The 16,053-nt window shown below is 51.2% G+C and carries 14 protein-coding genes and 2 tRNA genes; 15 read left to right on the top strand and 1 reads right to left on the bottom strand.

The window, feature by feature from the left end:
- Positions 1-5: 5 nt before the first annotated feature.
- The 14 genes from VLE72_02255 (at position 6) to VLE72_02190 (ending at position 14,078) form a co-directional block, all read left to right on the top strand.
- Positions 6-1,931 carry an alanine--tRNA ligase gene (locus tag VLE72_02255; GenBank protein HSX14709.1) on the top strand — a complete coding sequence of 642 codons (1,926 nt, stop codon included), beginning with the start codon at positions 6-8 and terminating at the stop codon, positions 1,929-1,931.
- A gap of 2 nt (positions 1,932-1,933) precedes the next feature.
- The gene (locus tag VLE72_02250; protein HSX14708.1) at positions 1,934-2,410 is read left to right on the top strand and encodes a hypothetical protein; all 477 of its coding nucleotides are present in this window, start codon (positions 1,934-1,936) and stop codon (positions 2,408-2,410) included.
- A gap of 61 nt (positions 2,411-2,471) precedes the next feature.
- Entirely contained in the window at positions 2,472-3,734 is a 1,263-nt protein-coding gene (locus VLE72_02245) for a cell division FtsA domain-containing protein (protein ID HSX14707.1), read from the top strand.
- The gene (locus VLE72_02240) at positions 3,731-5,422 is read left to right on the top strand and encodes a hypothetical protein (protein HSX14706.1); all 1,692 of its coding nucleotides are present in this window, start codon (positions 3,731-3,733) and stop codon (positions 5,420-5,422) included. Before VLE72_02245 ends, VLE72_02240 begins: the two co-directional genes overlap by 4 nt.
- Entirely contained in the window at positions 5,415-5,789 is a 375-nt protein-coding gene (gene ruvX, locus VLE72_02235) for a Holliday junction resolvase RuvX (GenBank protein HSX14705.1), read from the top strand. The genes VLE72_02240 and ruvX overlap by 8 nt, the downstream gene beginning before the upstream one ends.
- Positions 5,786-6,781 (top strand): endolytic transglycosylase MltG, encoded by a 996-nt coding sequence (gene mltG / locus VLE72_02230; protein ID HSX14704.1) that lies wholly within the window; start codon positions 5,786-5,788, stop codon positions 6,779-6,781. Before ruvX ends, mltG begins: the two co-directional genes overlap by 4 nt.
- A gap of 216 nt (positions 6,782-6,997) precedes the next feature.
- Positions 6,998-7,792 carry an inosine/xanthosine triphosphatase gene (locus VLE72_02225; GenBank protein HSX14703.1) on the top strand — a complete coding sequence of 265 codons (795 nt, stop codon included), beginning with the start codon at positions 6,998-7,000 and terminating at the stop codon, positions 7,790-7,792.
- Between the two features lie 279 nt (positions 7,793-8,071).
- On the top strand, positions 8,072-9,316 hold the full coding sequence (locus VLE72_02220; protein HSX14702.1) for a LysM peptidoglycan-binding domain-containing protein: 1,245 nt from the start codon (positions 8,072-8,074) through the stop codon (positions 9,314-9,316).
- A gap of 822 nt (positions 9,317-10,138) precedes the next feature.
- Positions 10,139-11,392 carry a GTPase ObgE gene (gene obgE, locus VLE72_02215; GenBank protein HSX14701.1) on the top strand — a complete coding sequence of 418 codons (1,254 nt, stop codon included), beginning with the start codon at positions 10,139-10,141 and terminating at the stop codon, positions 11,390-11,392.
- An 87-nt stretch (positions 11,393-11,479) separates the two neighbouring features.
- Positions 11,480-11,555, top strand: a tRNA-Ala gene (locus tag VLE72_02210).
- Between the two features lie 9 nt (positions 11,556-11,564).
- A complete protein-coding gene (locus tag VLE72_02205; GenBank protein ID HSX14700.1) occupies positions 11,565-11,870 on the top strand; it encodes a hypothetical protein in 306 nt (101 codons plus the stop codon).
- Between the two features lie 73 nt (positions 11,871-11,943).
- Positions 11,944-13,131, top strand: a complete 1,188-nt coding sequence (locus VLE72_02200) for an Ig-like domain-containing protein (protein ID HSX14699.1) — start codon at positions 11,944-11,946, stop codon at positions 13,129-13,131.
- Positions 13,112-13,888, top strand: a complete 777-nt coding sequence (locus VLE72_02195) for a sortase (protein ID HSX14698.1) — start codon at positions 13,112-13,114, stop codon at positions 13,886-13,888. The genes VLE72_02200 and VLE72_02195 overlap by 20 nt, the downstream gene beginning before the upstream one ends.
- Before the next feature lie 22 nt (positions 13,889-13,910).
- The gene (locus tag VLE72_02190; GenBank protein ID HSX14697.1) at positions 13,911-14,078 is read left to right on the top strand and encodes a hypothetical protein; all 168 of its coding nucleotides are present in this window, start codon (positions 13,911-13,913) and stop codon (positions 14,076-14,078) included.
- 19 nt (positions 14,079-14,097) lie between these two features.
- Here VLE72_02190 and VLE72_02185 read toward each other — a convergent pair whose 3' ends face one another.
- A complete protein-coding gene (locus VLE72_02185) occupies positions 14,098-15,825 on the bottom strand; it encodes an Ig-like domain-containing protein (protein HSX14696.1) in 1,728 nt (575 codons plus the stop codon).
- Positions 15,826-15,934: 109 nt separating this feature from the next.
- On the opposite strand from VLE72_02185, the gene VLE72_02180 reads away from it, so the two are divergent.
- Positions 15,935-16,010 (top strand) — tRNA-Ala (locus tag VLE72_02180).
- Positions 16,011-16,053 lie beyond the last annotated feature (43 nt).

Here is a 16,053-nt window from a genome sequence, read left to right as displayed (position 1 = left end):
GACCAATGAACGCTTCCGAAATTCGCCAGAAATACTTAGATTTCTTTAAAGCCAAAGACCACACGATTATTCCGCGGGCTAACTTGGTGCCGCAAGACGACCCGACTACGCTCTTTACTGGCAGCGGCATGCAGCCACTGCTGCCGTATTTGTTGGGGCAGAAACATCCGTCCGGCACCCGTTTGGTCAATTCACAAACATGCTTTCGTGCTGAAGACATCGACGAAGTCGGCGACAATCGCCACACCACCTTTTTTGAGATGCTTGGCAACTGGAGCTTGGGTGAGTACTTTAAAGCCGAGCAGCTGCCCTGGCTGTTTGAGTTTTTGACTGATGTGGTTGGACTTGATCCAACAAAACTCTACGTCACGGCTTTAATTGGTGATGATACATACAAAATCCCACGCGATACCGAATCCGTGGAGACTTGGACCAAACTTTTCAAAGACAAAGGCATCGACCCGAAGGTGGCCGAAATGGGTTCCGAAGCGGACAGCTACAATCGCGGAATCAAGCCAGACGAACGCATATTTCTCTATGACGTAAAGAAGAACTGGTGGAATCGGGGCGAAAAAGGCCCGCGAACTACCCCCGTGGGGGATCCTTGTGGCCCTAGTGCCGAGGTTTTCTACTTGTTTGACGGTATCGAACACGACGCCAAGTGGGGCATGCATTGCCATCCCAATTGCGATTGCGGCCGTTTCTTGGAGATCGCTAACTCGGTCTTTATGCAGTATGTCAAAACTAAGGATGACGGTTTAGTCGATCTGCCACACAAGAACGTTGATTTTGGTGGCGGACTAGAGCGGATTGCGGCGGCGGCGCTAGATAATTCGGATGTCTTTAAGATCAGCCTGATGTGGCCGATTATCGAGAAGCTGGAGCAAATTAGCGGCAAGAAGTATCAAGATCACGTAGAAGCCAAACGCATCATAGCCGACCATATGCGCAGTGCGGTCTTTATGGCTTGCGACGGCGTCATGCCGAGTAACACCGGTCAGGGCTATGTGCTGAGGCGGTTACTGCGCCGGGCCATTCGCCGCGGCCACGAACTAGGCATTGAGCAGGGCCTGATCCGCGAGGTAGCACCGGTGGTGGCTAATCTTTATCGCGACGCCTACCCCGAAGTAATTAAGCATGAAGACAAAGTTATCCGAATTCTGGAGCACGAAGAAAAAGTCTTCCGCCAAACGCTAAGAAAAGGATTACGAGAGTTTGATAAACTGAGGCTCGAATTCTTGCATTATGGATCCGAGAAGGATGGGAGCGAAGTGGAGGGTCCGTTGCTCTTAACGGGGGAGCTAATATTTAAGCTTTTTGACACCTATGGATTCCCACCCGAACTGTCAGCTGAAGAGGCAGGGAAAAGGGACATTCAACTTGCAGATGACTGGCGCGAAAACTTTGATCAGTTGATGACCGAACAGCGCGAGCGGTCGCGCACCGCCACCAAGGGTGTGTTCAAGGGTGGGTTAACCGACCAATCTGATAAAACCATCAAATACCACACTGCCACCCACATGCTGTACAAGGCTTTGCGAACAGTTTTGGGTGATGATGTGGAGCAGCGAGGGAGTAACATCACGCCCGAGCGGACGCGTTTTGACTTTAGCCACCACGGTAAAGTCACGCCCGAGCAACAGCGCGAGGTCGAAAAGATCGTTAATGACGCTATCAAAGCTGACCTGCCGGTGACGTTCAAGGAGATGCCAACCAAAGAAGCTCTGGATATGGGAGCTCGCGGGCACTTTGGCGAAAAGTACGGTGACACCGTCAAGGTCTACACTATCGGCGACCCAGCCAAACCTTATAGTATGGAACTTTGCGGCGGCCCGCACGTGGAACACACTGGCGTTTTGGGCCACTTCAAAATCATCAAAGAAGAAGCCAGCTCGGCCGGGGTGCGGCGGATCAAAGCTATCTTAGAATAAGCATGCCCGAAGAACTTTCAGACCATGAACCAAAAGACATCGATGTCATCCGTGCTGAAGTTGATCAAATTGCCGATAAACTAGGTACACCCATCGATGATCGCATTAAAGAGACGGTAGTAGCCCTGAAGCTCAATGGTTTCGAAACTAGCGGTTCATGTGAGGGGCATTTGGATGGATTTCCATTGCCCTATGTTGACATCGAAACCGATGAGCCAGAGGGTTGGAGGGATAATCCCGTTCTGCAGGCGCAATGGCGCGAGCGAAACCTACAACAACGTGCCCGGTTTGAGCCGATATTGGTTGAGTTTAATCAACACCGTGACCCAAATCACAGACTTGGGTTGCAAGAAAGAGGTATCTACGGTGCGTTTAAAGTGCAACCAGGTTCTACTCCGGACGAAGTCACAGCCGAACAATTGACAGCCTACCAAGAAGACATGGCTGCGTTTAGCCGTTATTTAATAGATAGGGCTTAATAGTTAAAATTATTAGGAAGTTAGCCAAAACACCCTCTAAGCGTTACAATTATAAGGAGCCATGGCTTTAAAATTACTCCAGAAATTATCCAAACGGCCGGCGGGGCCCAGGTATTTGGTGGCCCTCGATATTGGCACTGAATTTGTGAAAGCTCTGATTGGAAAAGTCGAGGGTAATCATATTGATATTGTCGGCGTTGGCCGCCAACGCCAGCGTTTGACCGATATGCAGTCTGGGGCCGTGACCGATATTGCCGGCGTGGTCGAAAACTGCGATGCGGCTCTCAAAGTAGCTGAAAATATGAGTGGGCTGGTGGCCAAAGACGCCGTCATTGGTATTGCCGGCGAACTGGTCAAAGGTGCCTCTACCACTATTAAATATAAGCGAACCAACCCTCAAGTCCCGATCGATATGGGAGAGTTGAAAAAGATTTTGGACAAGGTCCAATACCGAGCCTTTGAGCGGGCCCGGGAACAGCTCAGTTGGGAAACCGGCTACCAAGAAATTGACGTTAAGCTGGTTAATACTGCTATCGTTGATGTTCAAATCGATGGCTACCGCGTCACAAACCCGATCGGCTTCCAGGGCCGGGACGTTAGTATCCAACTCTTTAACGCCTTCGCTCCCATGGTTCATTTGGGCGCACTCCAAGCCGTGGCTAACCACTTGGATTTGAACTTAATAAACATTGCGGCCGAGCCCTTTGCGGTGGCCAAATCGGTCGGCGAACAGGATTCGGCCGAATTTAGTGCCATCTTCATCGATATCGGCGGTGGAACGACCGATATTGCGCTTGTTAATAATGGTGGTGTTGAAGGCACCAAAATGTTTGCCATTGGCGGCCGCAGTTTTACCAAGCGCATCGCTCAAGCCAAGGGCAGCAGTTTTGAGCGTGCCGAACAAATGAAACTTGATTATGCTAGCGGCAAACTAAATCAAGCTGATAGCAAAGTAGTGGAGGAAGCTTTGGCCGGCGATATTGAGGTTTGGCTCTCGGGCGTCGAGCTTTCACTAGCTGAGTTTAATAAGGTTGATCATTTGCCTTCCAAGATTTTGCTCTGCGGTGGTGGCACTGGTTTGCCTGAAATCGTTCAAGCGCTCAAAGGCAGCACTTGGTATAAAAGCCTGCCTTTTGCTCGCAAGCCAACCGTCAGTCACATTTCGCCATCAGAAGTCACGCGAGTTCACGATACCACCGGCAAGCTAACTAGCTATGCCGACATTACCCCAATGGGGCTAGCTAACCTTGGGCTCGATGCCGTAAACACTGGTAGTATTACAGAGGGACTGGTCCAAAAACTAACCAAGGCGATTCAGGCATGAGCGACGTTTTATATCTGGAAAACGACGAAGACATTACTTCCGCCGTCGAAAAACTAAAGGCCAGCCAGGCCGGCGACGTTTCGATTGTGGTACCCAAGCGATCGACGCTATTGCAGAGCATGATCAACTTGAAATTGCTCAAAAAAGCCGCCGACGAAAGCAAGAAAGAATTGGTGCTGGTTACGACTGATCGATTGAGCAGTCATTTGGCCGGTCGGGTCGGGCTGGCCGTCGCCGATAAATTGGGGGCCGAAGCCAGTGTGCCCGAAGCTAACGTCAAGGAACCCGATCCCACCACCGAAGTCATTGATGGCGGCACCGAAGAAACTGGCAGACCAGAGACGGCCGCGGCCATGGCGGGTGTGGCGGCTGGGGCAACCGCGGCCAAAGCCGCTGCTGCCAAAGACGAGGCTGTGCCACCAGCTACAGACACCAAAAAACCTGACACCAGTGACGATAAACCGACCATGACCAAGAAGCCTATCAGTGACTCGCCAGCTGAAAGCAAAAAGATGGCTCGGGTGCCAGACTTTAACGCCATGCAAAAACGCGTCTTTTGGGGGGCGTTGGCACTGGTCATCGTTTTTGGCCTGTTATTTGCGAACTTTTTCCTAGAGCGCGCTAATGTAACGGTTTTTGCTAAAGGTAGCAAAGTCCCGGCTGAAGCGACTTTTACAGCCGACCCTAGTGCACCCAGCTCAAATATAAGTGCCGGCACCGTCAAAGCTCAGGAAGTCCAATCGAGCAAAGACCTCAGCGAGCAGGTGACCGCCACCGGTAAAAAAGACGCCGGCACCAAAGCTACCGGCACCATCACCATTACCAATAACTGCTACAATCCCGGTACTATTGCGGCCGGGACAGTTTATACGGCAGCCGATGGCCACAGATTCTTGGGTAACTCAGCCATCGCTGTACCCGATGCCACGATCTCCGGTGGTGTCTGCCACCCAACGACGGCTTCGGTCGGTGTAACGGCGGCCGAAAACGGTGATTCGTACAACTTAGCCCCGACTAGCTACACAGTCGGCTCAATCCCCAGTTCGGGTGCCTTCAACGTCAAATTCCAGGGCGGTCAAATGGGCGGGGGTACAACTAAAACTGTCACAGTAGTGCAGCAGAGTGACATCGATGGGGCCGTAGCTGATTTGCTCAGCAAAGACAAAGACGGTGCTCAGGCCGATTTGGTCAAAAAAGTTACCGATGGTTACCGCATGATGAACGAGACTATGACCCAAACCCCTAGCAATGTTTCCGGCATCCCGGCCGTCGGCGCCGAAGCCGCCAATGTCACCGTTAAAGTCACCGCCAACTATGATGCTCTGGCCATTAGCAATGATGACTTGAACGCTCTGCTCGATCAAAACATTACTAAACAGATTGGCCCGGGCAACCAAATTTACGATAACGGAGCGGCTAGCGCCCAATTCCAAGTCATTAAAAAGAACACGGGTGGTAGTCAAAATATTCATGTTGCAGCCGAGGCCTCAGCTGGGCCCAAAATCGATACTGCGGCCTTGGCCAAGCAGATTAAGGGCAAAAAGCTGGGGGATGCCATGGATATTATCAACAAGACCCCCGGTGTTGATCATTCCGAGATTACGCTCTGGCCGAGCTGGGATACCAAACTACCGCGCCGGGCCAGCAAAATCAAGATTGAAATTAAGGTAGCAACTACTAGTGGCTAGGCGTTTTTTGGGGGTAGATTATGGCGCTAAGCGCGTTGGGCTAGCCATTGCCGACGATGCCATCAAAGTGGCCAGGCCTTGGCGGATAATTGAACGCGACCATCTGCCCTTGGTGGACACACTGCGTTCACTGATTACTTCGGAGGGCATTACCGATATCGTCCTTGGCTTGCCCCGTAACCTTGATGGCGACGACACAGCCCAAACGGCTGAGGTGCGCCAGTTTGCTCAAGATTTAGAACGTTTAGGTTTGCCAGTGACACTGCAGGATGAGGCGCTCACTAGCCAAAATCTACCATCTAGTGGTCAAGCCGTTGACGATGCCGCGGCCGCCCAAATCCTACAAGATTATTTGGAGAATCATTGAAGCGCTGGTGGCTGATTGGGGCTGGTGTAGTCGCGGGGCTGCTAATTGTGGCGGCCTACGCTAGCTATCGCTATGAACTGCGGCCGGCTAACACCAAGCTCGCAGAACCCATCGCCTTTGGCATTGACCCCGGCCAAAAGGTCAACGCTATTTCGGCCAAGTTGCAACAAGCTGGCATTATCCGCAGCCGCTGGGCTTTTAATGTTTACGTCACTTTGCACGGCTTGCGTCGCAAGATCCAAGCCGGCTACTATGAACTCTCCCCAGCTGACACGGCAGCCACCAACGCCAAAATTATTGCTCGTGGCATTGTGGTAAACAAAGCCTTTTTGGTCCGCGAGGGCGAAACTACCCAGCAAATTGAAGCCGCGGCTCTTAGCCAATGGTTGCGTGGCGGTGATTTGCCGGCAGCCATTGAACACGATACGTACAATGGTAGTTTTTTGATTGACCGCCCAGCTGGTGCCAGCCTCGAGGGCTATCTCTTTCCTGATACTTACGAAATTTCGCCTAGCACCACTCCTCATCAACTCGTTCAAGCCATGTTGAATAACTTTGGCACTAAAATCACGTCTGAAACGGTCGCAGGTTGCGCCAAACAGGGCCTGAACCTGCACCAGTGTATTACTATGGCCTCCATCATCGAACGTGAAGTGGCTCATGCGGCTGATCGGCCGATTGTGGCCCAAGTTTTCTTGAAGCGTCTGCGGATTGGTATGGCGCTCGAAAGCGACGTAACGGCTCTTTACGGTGCCCAGCTCAATGGGCAAACCAACGTCACCAATATCCGATCAATAATTTCGCCCTACAACACCTACCTGCACCCCGGCTTGCCGCCTGGCCCAATCGCTAACCCCGGCTTAGGCGCCATCAACGCCGTTATTAACCCGGCTAGCACCGATTACCTCTACTTCGTGGCCGACAAAGACGGCAATACCCATTTTGCCCGCACCTTTGCTGAACACCAGGCCAACGTGGCCAAATATTTGTAGTAGAGTTGTCAATTCCCAAGTATCAATTTTCAATTGTCATTGCGAGGGAGTAAAACGACGCGGCAATCTCATAGCCTGTCATGTTGAGCTTGTCGAAACATCTAATGCGCATTGGATCCTTAGACTAAAACTCAAAAAACAATATCACGCTCAGGCTTGAAATAGCCCCAATTTTATTTAACAATTAGTCAGTTCTTTGACGTTCGAATTGGAGGCATGATGCCAAGCGTATGTGTTGGCACAACCAACCCAGTCAAAATTGCGGCGACCCTGCAGGCTTTCACGAAAGTTTGGCCTGAAAAACACTGGGATGTCTTCGGCCGAAGCGTCGATTCTGGGGTTCCAGATCAACCAATGACGATGGCAACTGCTCGTTTGGGTGCGCTGACTCGAGCTGGAAATGCCATGACCCAATCTACAGCCGATTTCGGTGTGGGTATGGAGGGTGGGTTGTGGAGTGAAAGTGGCTCGATTATGGAGTGCGGCTGGATCGCAATTGTTGACCGCGGAGGTCGGCTGGGTTGGGGTGCCACTCCATCGATGCTGGTACCACCAGCCATAACCGAACTGTTGCGGCAGGGCATGGACCTCAACCAAGCTTGCGAGGCAGTCTTAGGTCAAGCGAATCTTGGAACCGGCAGCGGATTCTTCGGGGTTATGACAAACTGTGGGTTACCACGTTTGGAGGCCTATCGTGATGGGGCCATCTTTGCTATGGCGCGATTTACCCACCCTGATCTATACGACGGCCACGACAACTCAGCATTCCAGTTAACCTATCTGGTAGTTCCGGAAGGTTTGCAGACCAATTGTGCTGGTTGTGGCCAGCCGATCGCAGTCGGGCAGCATTATCTGGATGTAGTCACGACCCTGGGCTCCAACATGGGTCCCAACTATCGGCCAGTACGTGACGTGGAACCCACGGCACTTCCTGCTAGGGTTCACGATCCAGACTGTTGGTTGGCATGGGTACGCGATGATGAGATCATCCGCAACGTCTTTGCTCGCTAGTTAGCCAGCCAAGACCCCGGCGGCTTGAGAGCAATCTCGAGCCGCCGTTTTCATTTATATTCCAAGCTGAATTGTCATGTTTGACATACGTGAGTTGTGCGGTTTAGCTACGGTTGACAGGTTAAAGTGGCCTTGTTATCCTTAACAAGTACATTAATAAGCATTAGCTTATTGCCTTGTGGCTATAGTTTTTGCTCATTGGTTACCTAGAGGCAACGTCGATACGAAGGTATTAACCTAAGGTCGAAGTCCTTCTGCTCGCAATTTTGCAAGGAAGACGTGGCCCTTAGTTTCCCAATCGGTAGTAATACCGGCTTGGGGTGGAGAAATCACATTAGTAGAGAAGCCTTCAGCGGCTCCCTCGAATCGTTCCCGCCTGCCACCTGGCAGCTTGGAACCGGAGCAGCCGAGTCCATCTCTAAAACAAAACTCCCACGTTTAACAGACGCCAAAAACCGCTCGGCCGAACTAGCCCGAGCAACTGAAAACCAAGTTAAGAATGTGCGCACAGTCCTGGCTCAACCAACTGCCAAAAGGCTTAGTTTGCACGTGGCAGTGGCCAGCGCAATTACACTCGTGGTTGTGGCTGGGAGCTCGGCTTCGAGCCATCAAGCCAGTTTAATTAACTCTCCGGCTGGGCTGGGTTCAGTTTTGGATGAGGCTTCGGCTGCCAATGTGGCAGCAGTGGTAGCAGCCAAAACTAATTTGACGATTGCTTCCGATGCTAATCAGACCGCTTCGGCTTTGAGCGCGCAAATATCCCTACCTACTTCCAGTAGTGACTTTTTGAATAAACGACAGGCCGTTGCCACCAGCGGGGCCGATCAGCACACTATTATTAATTACAGCGTGGCCGATGGCGATACCCTTTCCGGTATCGCGGCTAAATTTAATGTCACAACCGCCACCATTAAGTGGGCTAATAATTTAACTGACTCTGATAACATCAAGCCCGGTCAAGCCCTAACTATTTTGCCGATTAGTGGCTTGCTCTACACCGTTCAAGGGGGCGATACGGCCGATAGTTTGGCGGCTAAATATCAATCGAATGCCGCTCAAATCCTGAGCTTTAATGATGCTGAGGTTAAGGGTCTAACACCTGGCCAACAAATTATCATCCCCGATGGCGTCAAAGCTGATGCTCCAGCTGCCAAGGCCGCCACCAACATTGCTATCGCTACCAGCGGGCGTAACAGCCGCCTCTTGCCTCGGTTGGCCTTCAGCGGTAATGGTTACGCCTATGGTTATTGCACTTACTACGTGGCTAGCCGCCGCTATGTGCCCAGTAACTGGGGCAATGCTGCTGCCTGGTATTACAATGCCAAAGCTAGCGGTTACGCCGTGGGCTCAGCCCCGGCCGCCGGCGCCATCGCTTGGACCTCCGGTGGTTACTACGGCCATGTGGCCTATGTTGAGGGAGTTTCGGGCGGCATGGTGACGGTTTCGGAAATGAATTACAACGGCGGTTGGAACCACATCTCGTCGCGAACGGTACCAGCCAGCGAGTTCCGCTACATTTATTAAGCTATCTCGGCCATCCAAAACTGTGGATAACTTTTTTGAGAAAATTTTGGTTTTTAATGTTTCTAATCTGTAAAAATCAAATTGCTTATGCTTGATCGTTGTTTTTGAAAGGATTATATTTAGGTCCTGTTTGGTCTTCGTAATGCAGAGTGGACGAGAACAGATTGACAATTCGCACTGGTTTGCGGAACGTGCCTCGAGCGCGGCCACAGCCGGTCGAACCGATGCTAGCTACCACCAAAAGGAAGACCTGACCGGGTCGACCAAGCGGAGCGGAGCGAAGCGTCGGTGCCCCGAAACTGTCGCTTGCCTTCGGGCAGTGAAAGGACGGGGCCAGTGCCAAGCGTCAAGAGAGGTCTGGCTGACTCACGCGGATTAGACACCCACGTGACGAGAGGCGGTTCGATTGCTACCCTGCCATCGGATCCGTCAGCTCTACCTCGCGGAGGAAACTCCACTTGAAATTGGCACTACTCTGGGACCATCTGGGACGGCCACACCGACCCAAGTAGTCAGCTCACCAGAGTAAGGTGGTGGTTGGACGCGAGTCCACCATGCCGATAAGGTTCTACGGAACTGCCTAATCAAGAATCCGTATCTCGGCCCGGGTCAACCCCGGTGATCCCGCAAGGGCGCATAGAGCAAGCACTCCGGAGTTCCGGTGACCATCTGCCTCGTGGCGACTGTGTCACCAGAATGTGCAAGACTGAGTTGGTCAGACCGAGCTGATCGCCAGTTTCCTCCGACCGCATTGGCGGAAAGTTGCCCCCGGGTCTTCGGACCCGGGGGTTGTCGGTTTAATAAACTTGGTAAAATAAAACTATGTTTGCAGATAATGTCGAAATAAAAGTTAAAGCTGGCAAAGGCGGCGATGGCCGGACCAGCTTTTTGCACGAAAAATATCGGGCCAAAGGTGGCCCCGACGGTGGTGATGGCGGCCATGGCGGCGATATTATTTTTCTAGTCGATCACAACCTAAATACCCTAGCCAGTTTTCGTAACCACAAGTCTCTCGCTGCTAGCGACGGCGAAATGGGTGGCAAAAACAAGGCTCATGGCAAATCGGCCGAGGACATAACCATCAAAGTACCCGTTGGCACCATGGTTTATGTGGGCGATAAACAAATCGCCGATCTAGCCGAAGATGGCCAAAGCCAAGTTATGGCCCAAGGCGGCCGCGGTGGCTTTGGTAACGCTCATTTTGTGTCTTCAACCCGCCAATCACCTCGGGTGGCCGAATTGGGCGAGGCCGGTGAGGAAATGCAGCTGCGGTTGGAACTAAAGCTGGTGGCCGATGTTGGCCTGATTGGATTACCCAACGCTGGTAAATCGACCCTGTTATCAGTCATTTCTAATGCTCGGCCGGAAATTGCCGACTACGCATTTACCACCCTAGTGCCGAACCTTGGGGTGGTAGCAATCGATGACGACAGCTTCGTGGCCGCCGACATCCCGGGGTTAATCGAGGGCGCTAGTTTAGGTAAAGGCTTGGGCGATGAGTTCCTGCGCCATATTGAACGCACTAGCATCTTGCTGCATTTGATTGATGCTCATAGTCAGGACGTGGTGACTAATTACCGCCTGATTCAACAAGAACTCAAAAGTTACGGCCATGACTTAATAAATAAAGAGCAGATCGTGGTCCTCACTAAAATCGATGGTCTTGAGCCAGCTAAGGTAAAACTGATCGTTGCTCAACTCAAAAAAGCCACTAAAAGACCCGTTTATGCCATTTCTGCTCCGGCTCACAAGGGTCTTGCCGAGTTACTAAGAGCTGTGGCCGAAATTTTGCGCCAACACCGCAGCCAACCAGAATCCGAGACGCCTTTCGTCTATGATCTATCCAACACCAAACTACCTGAAGCGGCTTGGGAAATTGAAAAACTTGATAGCGGTTGGCGCATCAGTGGCCAAAAACCAGAGCGTTTTGCCAAACGGACTGATTTTGCCAACCCTGACAGCCTAGCCCGTTTGCGAGATATTTTAACTAAATTGGGCATTGTTAAAAAGTTAGAGCAGAAGGGACTTAAGGCGGGCGATCGGGTAGAAGTTGCCGGTAAAGACCTCATTTGGTAGAGGCTGCTCGAACAAAAAACTGGCCAAACCAGCCAATCTCAGTTAAGCTACAAGCGGTCTAGGCCTTTAAGGTACCGGCAGCGGCACGGGGCCGTAGCTCACCCGGTAGAGCGCAGCATTCGCATTGCTGAGGCAGGGAGTTCGAGTCTCCCCGGCTCCACCAAGGAAAACTATGTCTAATCAATTACTGATCGATAAAAAAACTTTCACCATATTTTTACTAGCCGGATTGAGTGTCCTAGTTATCTTTGGCACTAGCCAAATTGTTTCTAATCAAATCCATCCCGACCAAACCGAGTCAACTGCATCCACATCGACTCAACCGGATATTCAAGTCGCACCGACCAACGGATCTGAGAGCACAACCACCAGCCCCCAACAGACATCTAATCCGAGCACTAATAACCAAGGCGTAGATCAGTCCGGCCAACCCAACCTGCAACCAGCAGCATCGAATCAAGACGTCTCGAATTACTAAACATTATCAGTTTGAAAAGATTGCACCACCCCAAGCTTAAGTAGTATGATATTGCTTAAGTGAGAGGCGAAGTGTGGAGCCAACGACTCAAACAACTCCAAAAGTTAATCCCCTACTCGAGCACCTCAAGGACGAGGACGAGTCTCATGCTAGTACTCGGGTAGACTTTTTACATCCTGGAACCATCGTGCAACCAGCGGTGGCGGCGCCAACAAAACCGGCCAGTAAAAAGGATCAATCGCCGCTTCCCCCACCTGAAGTGCCGGTACCACCAACACCACCTCCGCCACCAGGGGCTCCGCCGGCTCCAAAATCACCTCACAATAATCGACCAATCATCATTGGTTTAATAATTCTACTGGTACTGCTGTTGGCCGGTGGTGGGACCTATTGGTACTTCAAGAGTTATCGGCCATCCCACAATCAAACCAGCCAACAACCAGCTCAAACTGTGCCGGTCACTGCAGTGGCACCAACTGATTTAGCCCAAAAAGATGCTAGCACTCAAACTTTAGCTACTGGTGCTCTGACCAAAAACCCACTCGAACTTGATTTTACGATGACGACCTCGGCCAACAGTGGTAGCGTTGAGCCGCAAGTTGAGGTCCAACCAGTCGGAACTGCCTTCACCGGGCAGCCCAACTATAAGGGCAGCAGCCTGACTGCTACCGGCGGTAATATTGCAGCCAAGGTGGCGGTAACTGATTTGCATGACGGTTCGTACCATTGGCAGGCCCGCTTTGCCGTGGGCGATAGCACCAGTGATTGGGTGGCCTATGGCGCTAACGCTGAAACAGTCGCTGATTTCATGATTGATAGTACCGCCCCAGTGGCAGCCCAAATCACAACTGTCGGGTCAAAAACCGTTGCCAAAGGCGCAACCAGCCTTTCGACCACAGACAATCACCCGACCATCGCCGGTACAGCTGAGGTCGGTGCTACCGTTTCAGTAGCAATTGCTCCCGATAACCAGACCGGGACCGCCACCGTTGATGCCAGCGGTAAATGGACCATCGGCATTAGCCAAGATCTGGCCAATGGTGATCACACCGTAACTATCACTGTGGCTGACGGGGCTGGGAATCGCACGGCTTCGACCTTCACCATCAGCGTCAATACTGCCACCGCCGCTCCAGCCACCACTCAAATTGCTCCAACCGGTGATAATACCGCTATCTTAACCTTGCTTGGGTTGGTGCTAGCGATTGGGGCAACAACTGGCCTAATCTTGGTCACCAAAATTGGCCGCGACCAAGTATAAGCTCGGCCGGCTGATCCCAGAGCCCGCCAACTTTAGACCTAACCGGACACTGATAACTAGGCGATGGGTCTATAAGATAGACGATGCCCAAAAGATCGCCTATCGCCAGCCGAAACATTGGGACGATCCGGCGCCCTCGGGATTCTTTACTTTCAGTCCGGCTCGCTTTGAGTCAGCACCTAAACCCAGCCATTGGCGCAAATTAGTTCCGACTTTGAAGCGTGGTATCGCTGTGCCAACTCTGTCGGCCTTGTTAATCGCCGGGGTTTTTTTGGTGCTCTACCCACTCTATCCTAGTGTTAAATTTCAGGTTCAAAAACAAATTGGCAGCTTTGGCGATACCCAAGCCATTGCTGCTCCAGACTCTAACCATAATCGAGTTATTATTCCCAAGATTGGGGTTGATACGACTATCTTAGAGGGGGCCTCGCTGGACGTGTTGAAAAAACACGAAGGAGTCTGGCATCAACGTGGTCAAATTGCTGGCGACAACTTGGTGCTATCTGGTCACCGTTTTAAATATCTGCCCCCAAATACTTCGACGCTGTATAACTTAGGCGAGGTTGCGGTTGGCGATACCATCTATGTTGATTGGTACGGCACTCGCCTCGCCTATAGCGTTAGTGAAACTAAACGCATCAACCAAAACGATACGGCCATATTAAACCCAACTAGCGATAGCCAGCTAACGATCTACACCTGCTACGACAAACGTCAGACTGAACGGATAGTTGTTATTGCTAAGCCTCAACCTTAATGGTTATGGTACAATTCAAGCAATGAAAAAGAATTTACTTGGTGCTAATACCGATATCGTGCCACCAAACGGTTTTGGATTTAGCGACGGCTTTCGCTTTGGTTTTGGTTTTTTCGTAGCGTGGCTGCTCGGCCTCTCAATCCTTAGCGGATTAGGCTATTTGATCCTGAAAATCTTCAAAATTATTTAACAATCCAACTAAACTGAAGTCATTTAATTACGTTGATACTGGTCGAGGTAGAATTGCCGGCAGCATCGTAAGCTCTGGCCGTAACGCTATGGGGACCACTGGCCAAGGCGTGCGTATCCCAATTTATGGTAGCCGAAGCATTGTAGACCGTCCCTAACAGGGTTGAATCACCGTAGACTTCGATCCGGGCAACTTGGACGTTGTCGGTGGCAGTTACAGTTATCGAGACTTTGCGGTGGACGACGGTACCATCGGTGGGCTTGGTAATAGTAACAACTGGCGGAGTGGTATCAGTTACTACCAGGTTGTTGACAGTGACTCCTACAGCCACAGAGACCCTTGTATTACCGGCGGCGTCATAGGCGATGGCCGAAATTGAATATGATCCATTGGCGTAGCCAGCGGTATTCCAGCTTGCATTATAGGGCGATGAGGTGTCGCTGCCAACCAAAGTCCCATTGACGTAGAATTCAACCTTGGTTACCCCAACATTATCGCTCGCTATAGCCGCGAGCGTCGTTGTGCCGCTGACACTTGCGCCGGCCAATGGCTGACTAATTGAGACAGATGGGGCGGTAGTGTCGGACTGGCTGGCGGTATCGGCCGCGTAAATTTTAGAATCAGTTGTACCGACATAGATAATACCGTTCATAACTTCGATACTTCGGGCGGTGGTTGGCGCAGTGGCAACCACCGTCCAATTGGTTAAATCTAGACTTTTACTAACATTGCCATTCGATTGTAGAGCATATAAATAACCATCGCTTGCGATAGTGTAGTTAAAAACAGAACTCAGAACCGTCGAGTTGGTCGTGCCATTGAATGTCCGCAGGGCGCTGGCCGAAACCGATTGCCAATCTTGGATCACGACCTTACCAGCAAACGTATTGGCATTATAGGCCGAGCGCGATGTGGTAATGGCTGGTCCACTGGACCAACTAGTGCCATCAAAGACCATAGAATTGGGATGAACACTACAGCCCAAATCCCCAGCCTGGACCCACAGTTTATTATTATAGACGACCATAAAGTAATATCGAGCGGCAACGATACCGCAACTGGTTTGCGAGGGCTCACTAAGGGATTGAGTCCAGGTGGCGCCGCCATCACTGCTGCGGTAAACGACGGCATTATAACCTTTTGAGCCTGCCATCCACAGATTGCCGCCAAAGGACGTCATGTCGAAAACATGAGTCATGCCGGCTTGGTTGACGTGATTGGTCCAAGTTTCAACGCCAGTGCTGGTATCGCCGAGGGCAAAATCGGCTTCTTGTCCGGTCGTTTTATCTTTGCGCGGATCGGTTGAGGGCGCATACAGTTTGCCATTCAGGCTGCGGAATAAAATGATGGCATCAGTATTGGCACTTAGTAGGGGTTGGGTGGCAAAAGTCTTACTAGTCAGATCAAGCGGGTTGATGTCGATGGGGCCGGTATTCTGGGCCCAATCACCATAACCAGCATAGAGTTTACCGTTCCAGGCCTTGAGGGTCTGGATAGTCTGACCGGTGGCAGTTGGTTGCAGGGCGGCCTGGGGGTGGGTGCCGACGAGACTAAATGAGGCAATGGCATGAGCCAAAATCAGCCAGGCTAAGCCAAAAACTGCAAACAGGGCGGCAAAAATTCCAACCCGGCGCTTTTTGAACGGTGCAAAACCTTTGATCGTAATATAACCTTTGCCCGCATTAGACTGTTTTTTTGCGGTCGATCGACTTTTTTTGTGTGAGGTTTTTGTTCTTGAAGCTGGCATAGTTGGCTCGAAGCCTAAACTTTATTAAAGGGTAAGAGTTTTGGTTCAATAAGTCAAGTTGATTATTTGAACAAATTAGGTAAACCTGTTAATGTAACATTTTGGACACGGGGATATAGCTCAGCTGGTAGAGCGCTTGCATGGCATGCAAGAGGTCCGGGGTTCGAATCCCCGTATCTCCACCAAATGATCACTAGTCGAATCCGCGCCAAAAGGCAATTATCGTCC

This window comes from Candidatus Saccharimonadales bacterium (assembly GCA_035480635.1).
Taxonomy (GTDB): domain Bacteria; phylum Patescibacteriota; class Saccharimonadia; order UBA4664; family DATIHN01; genus DATIHN01.
The sequence above is the reverse complement of the archived record's forward strand: the minus strand, read 5'-3'. Positions and strand labels throughout refer to the sequence as shown.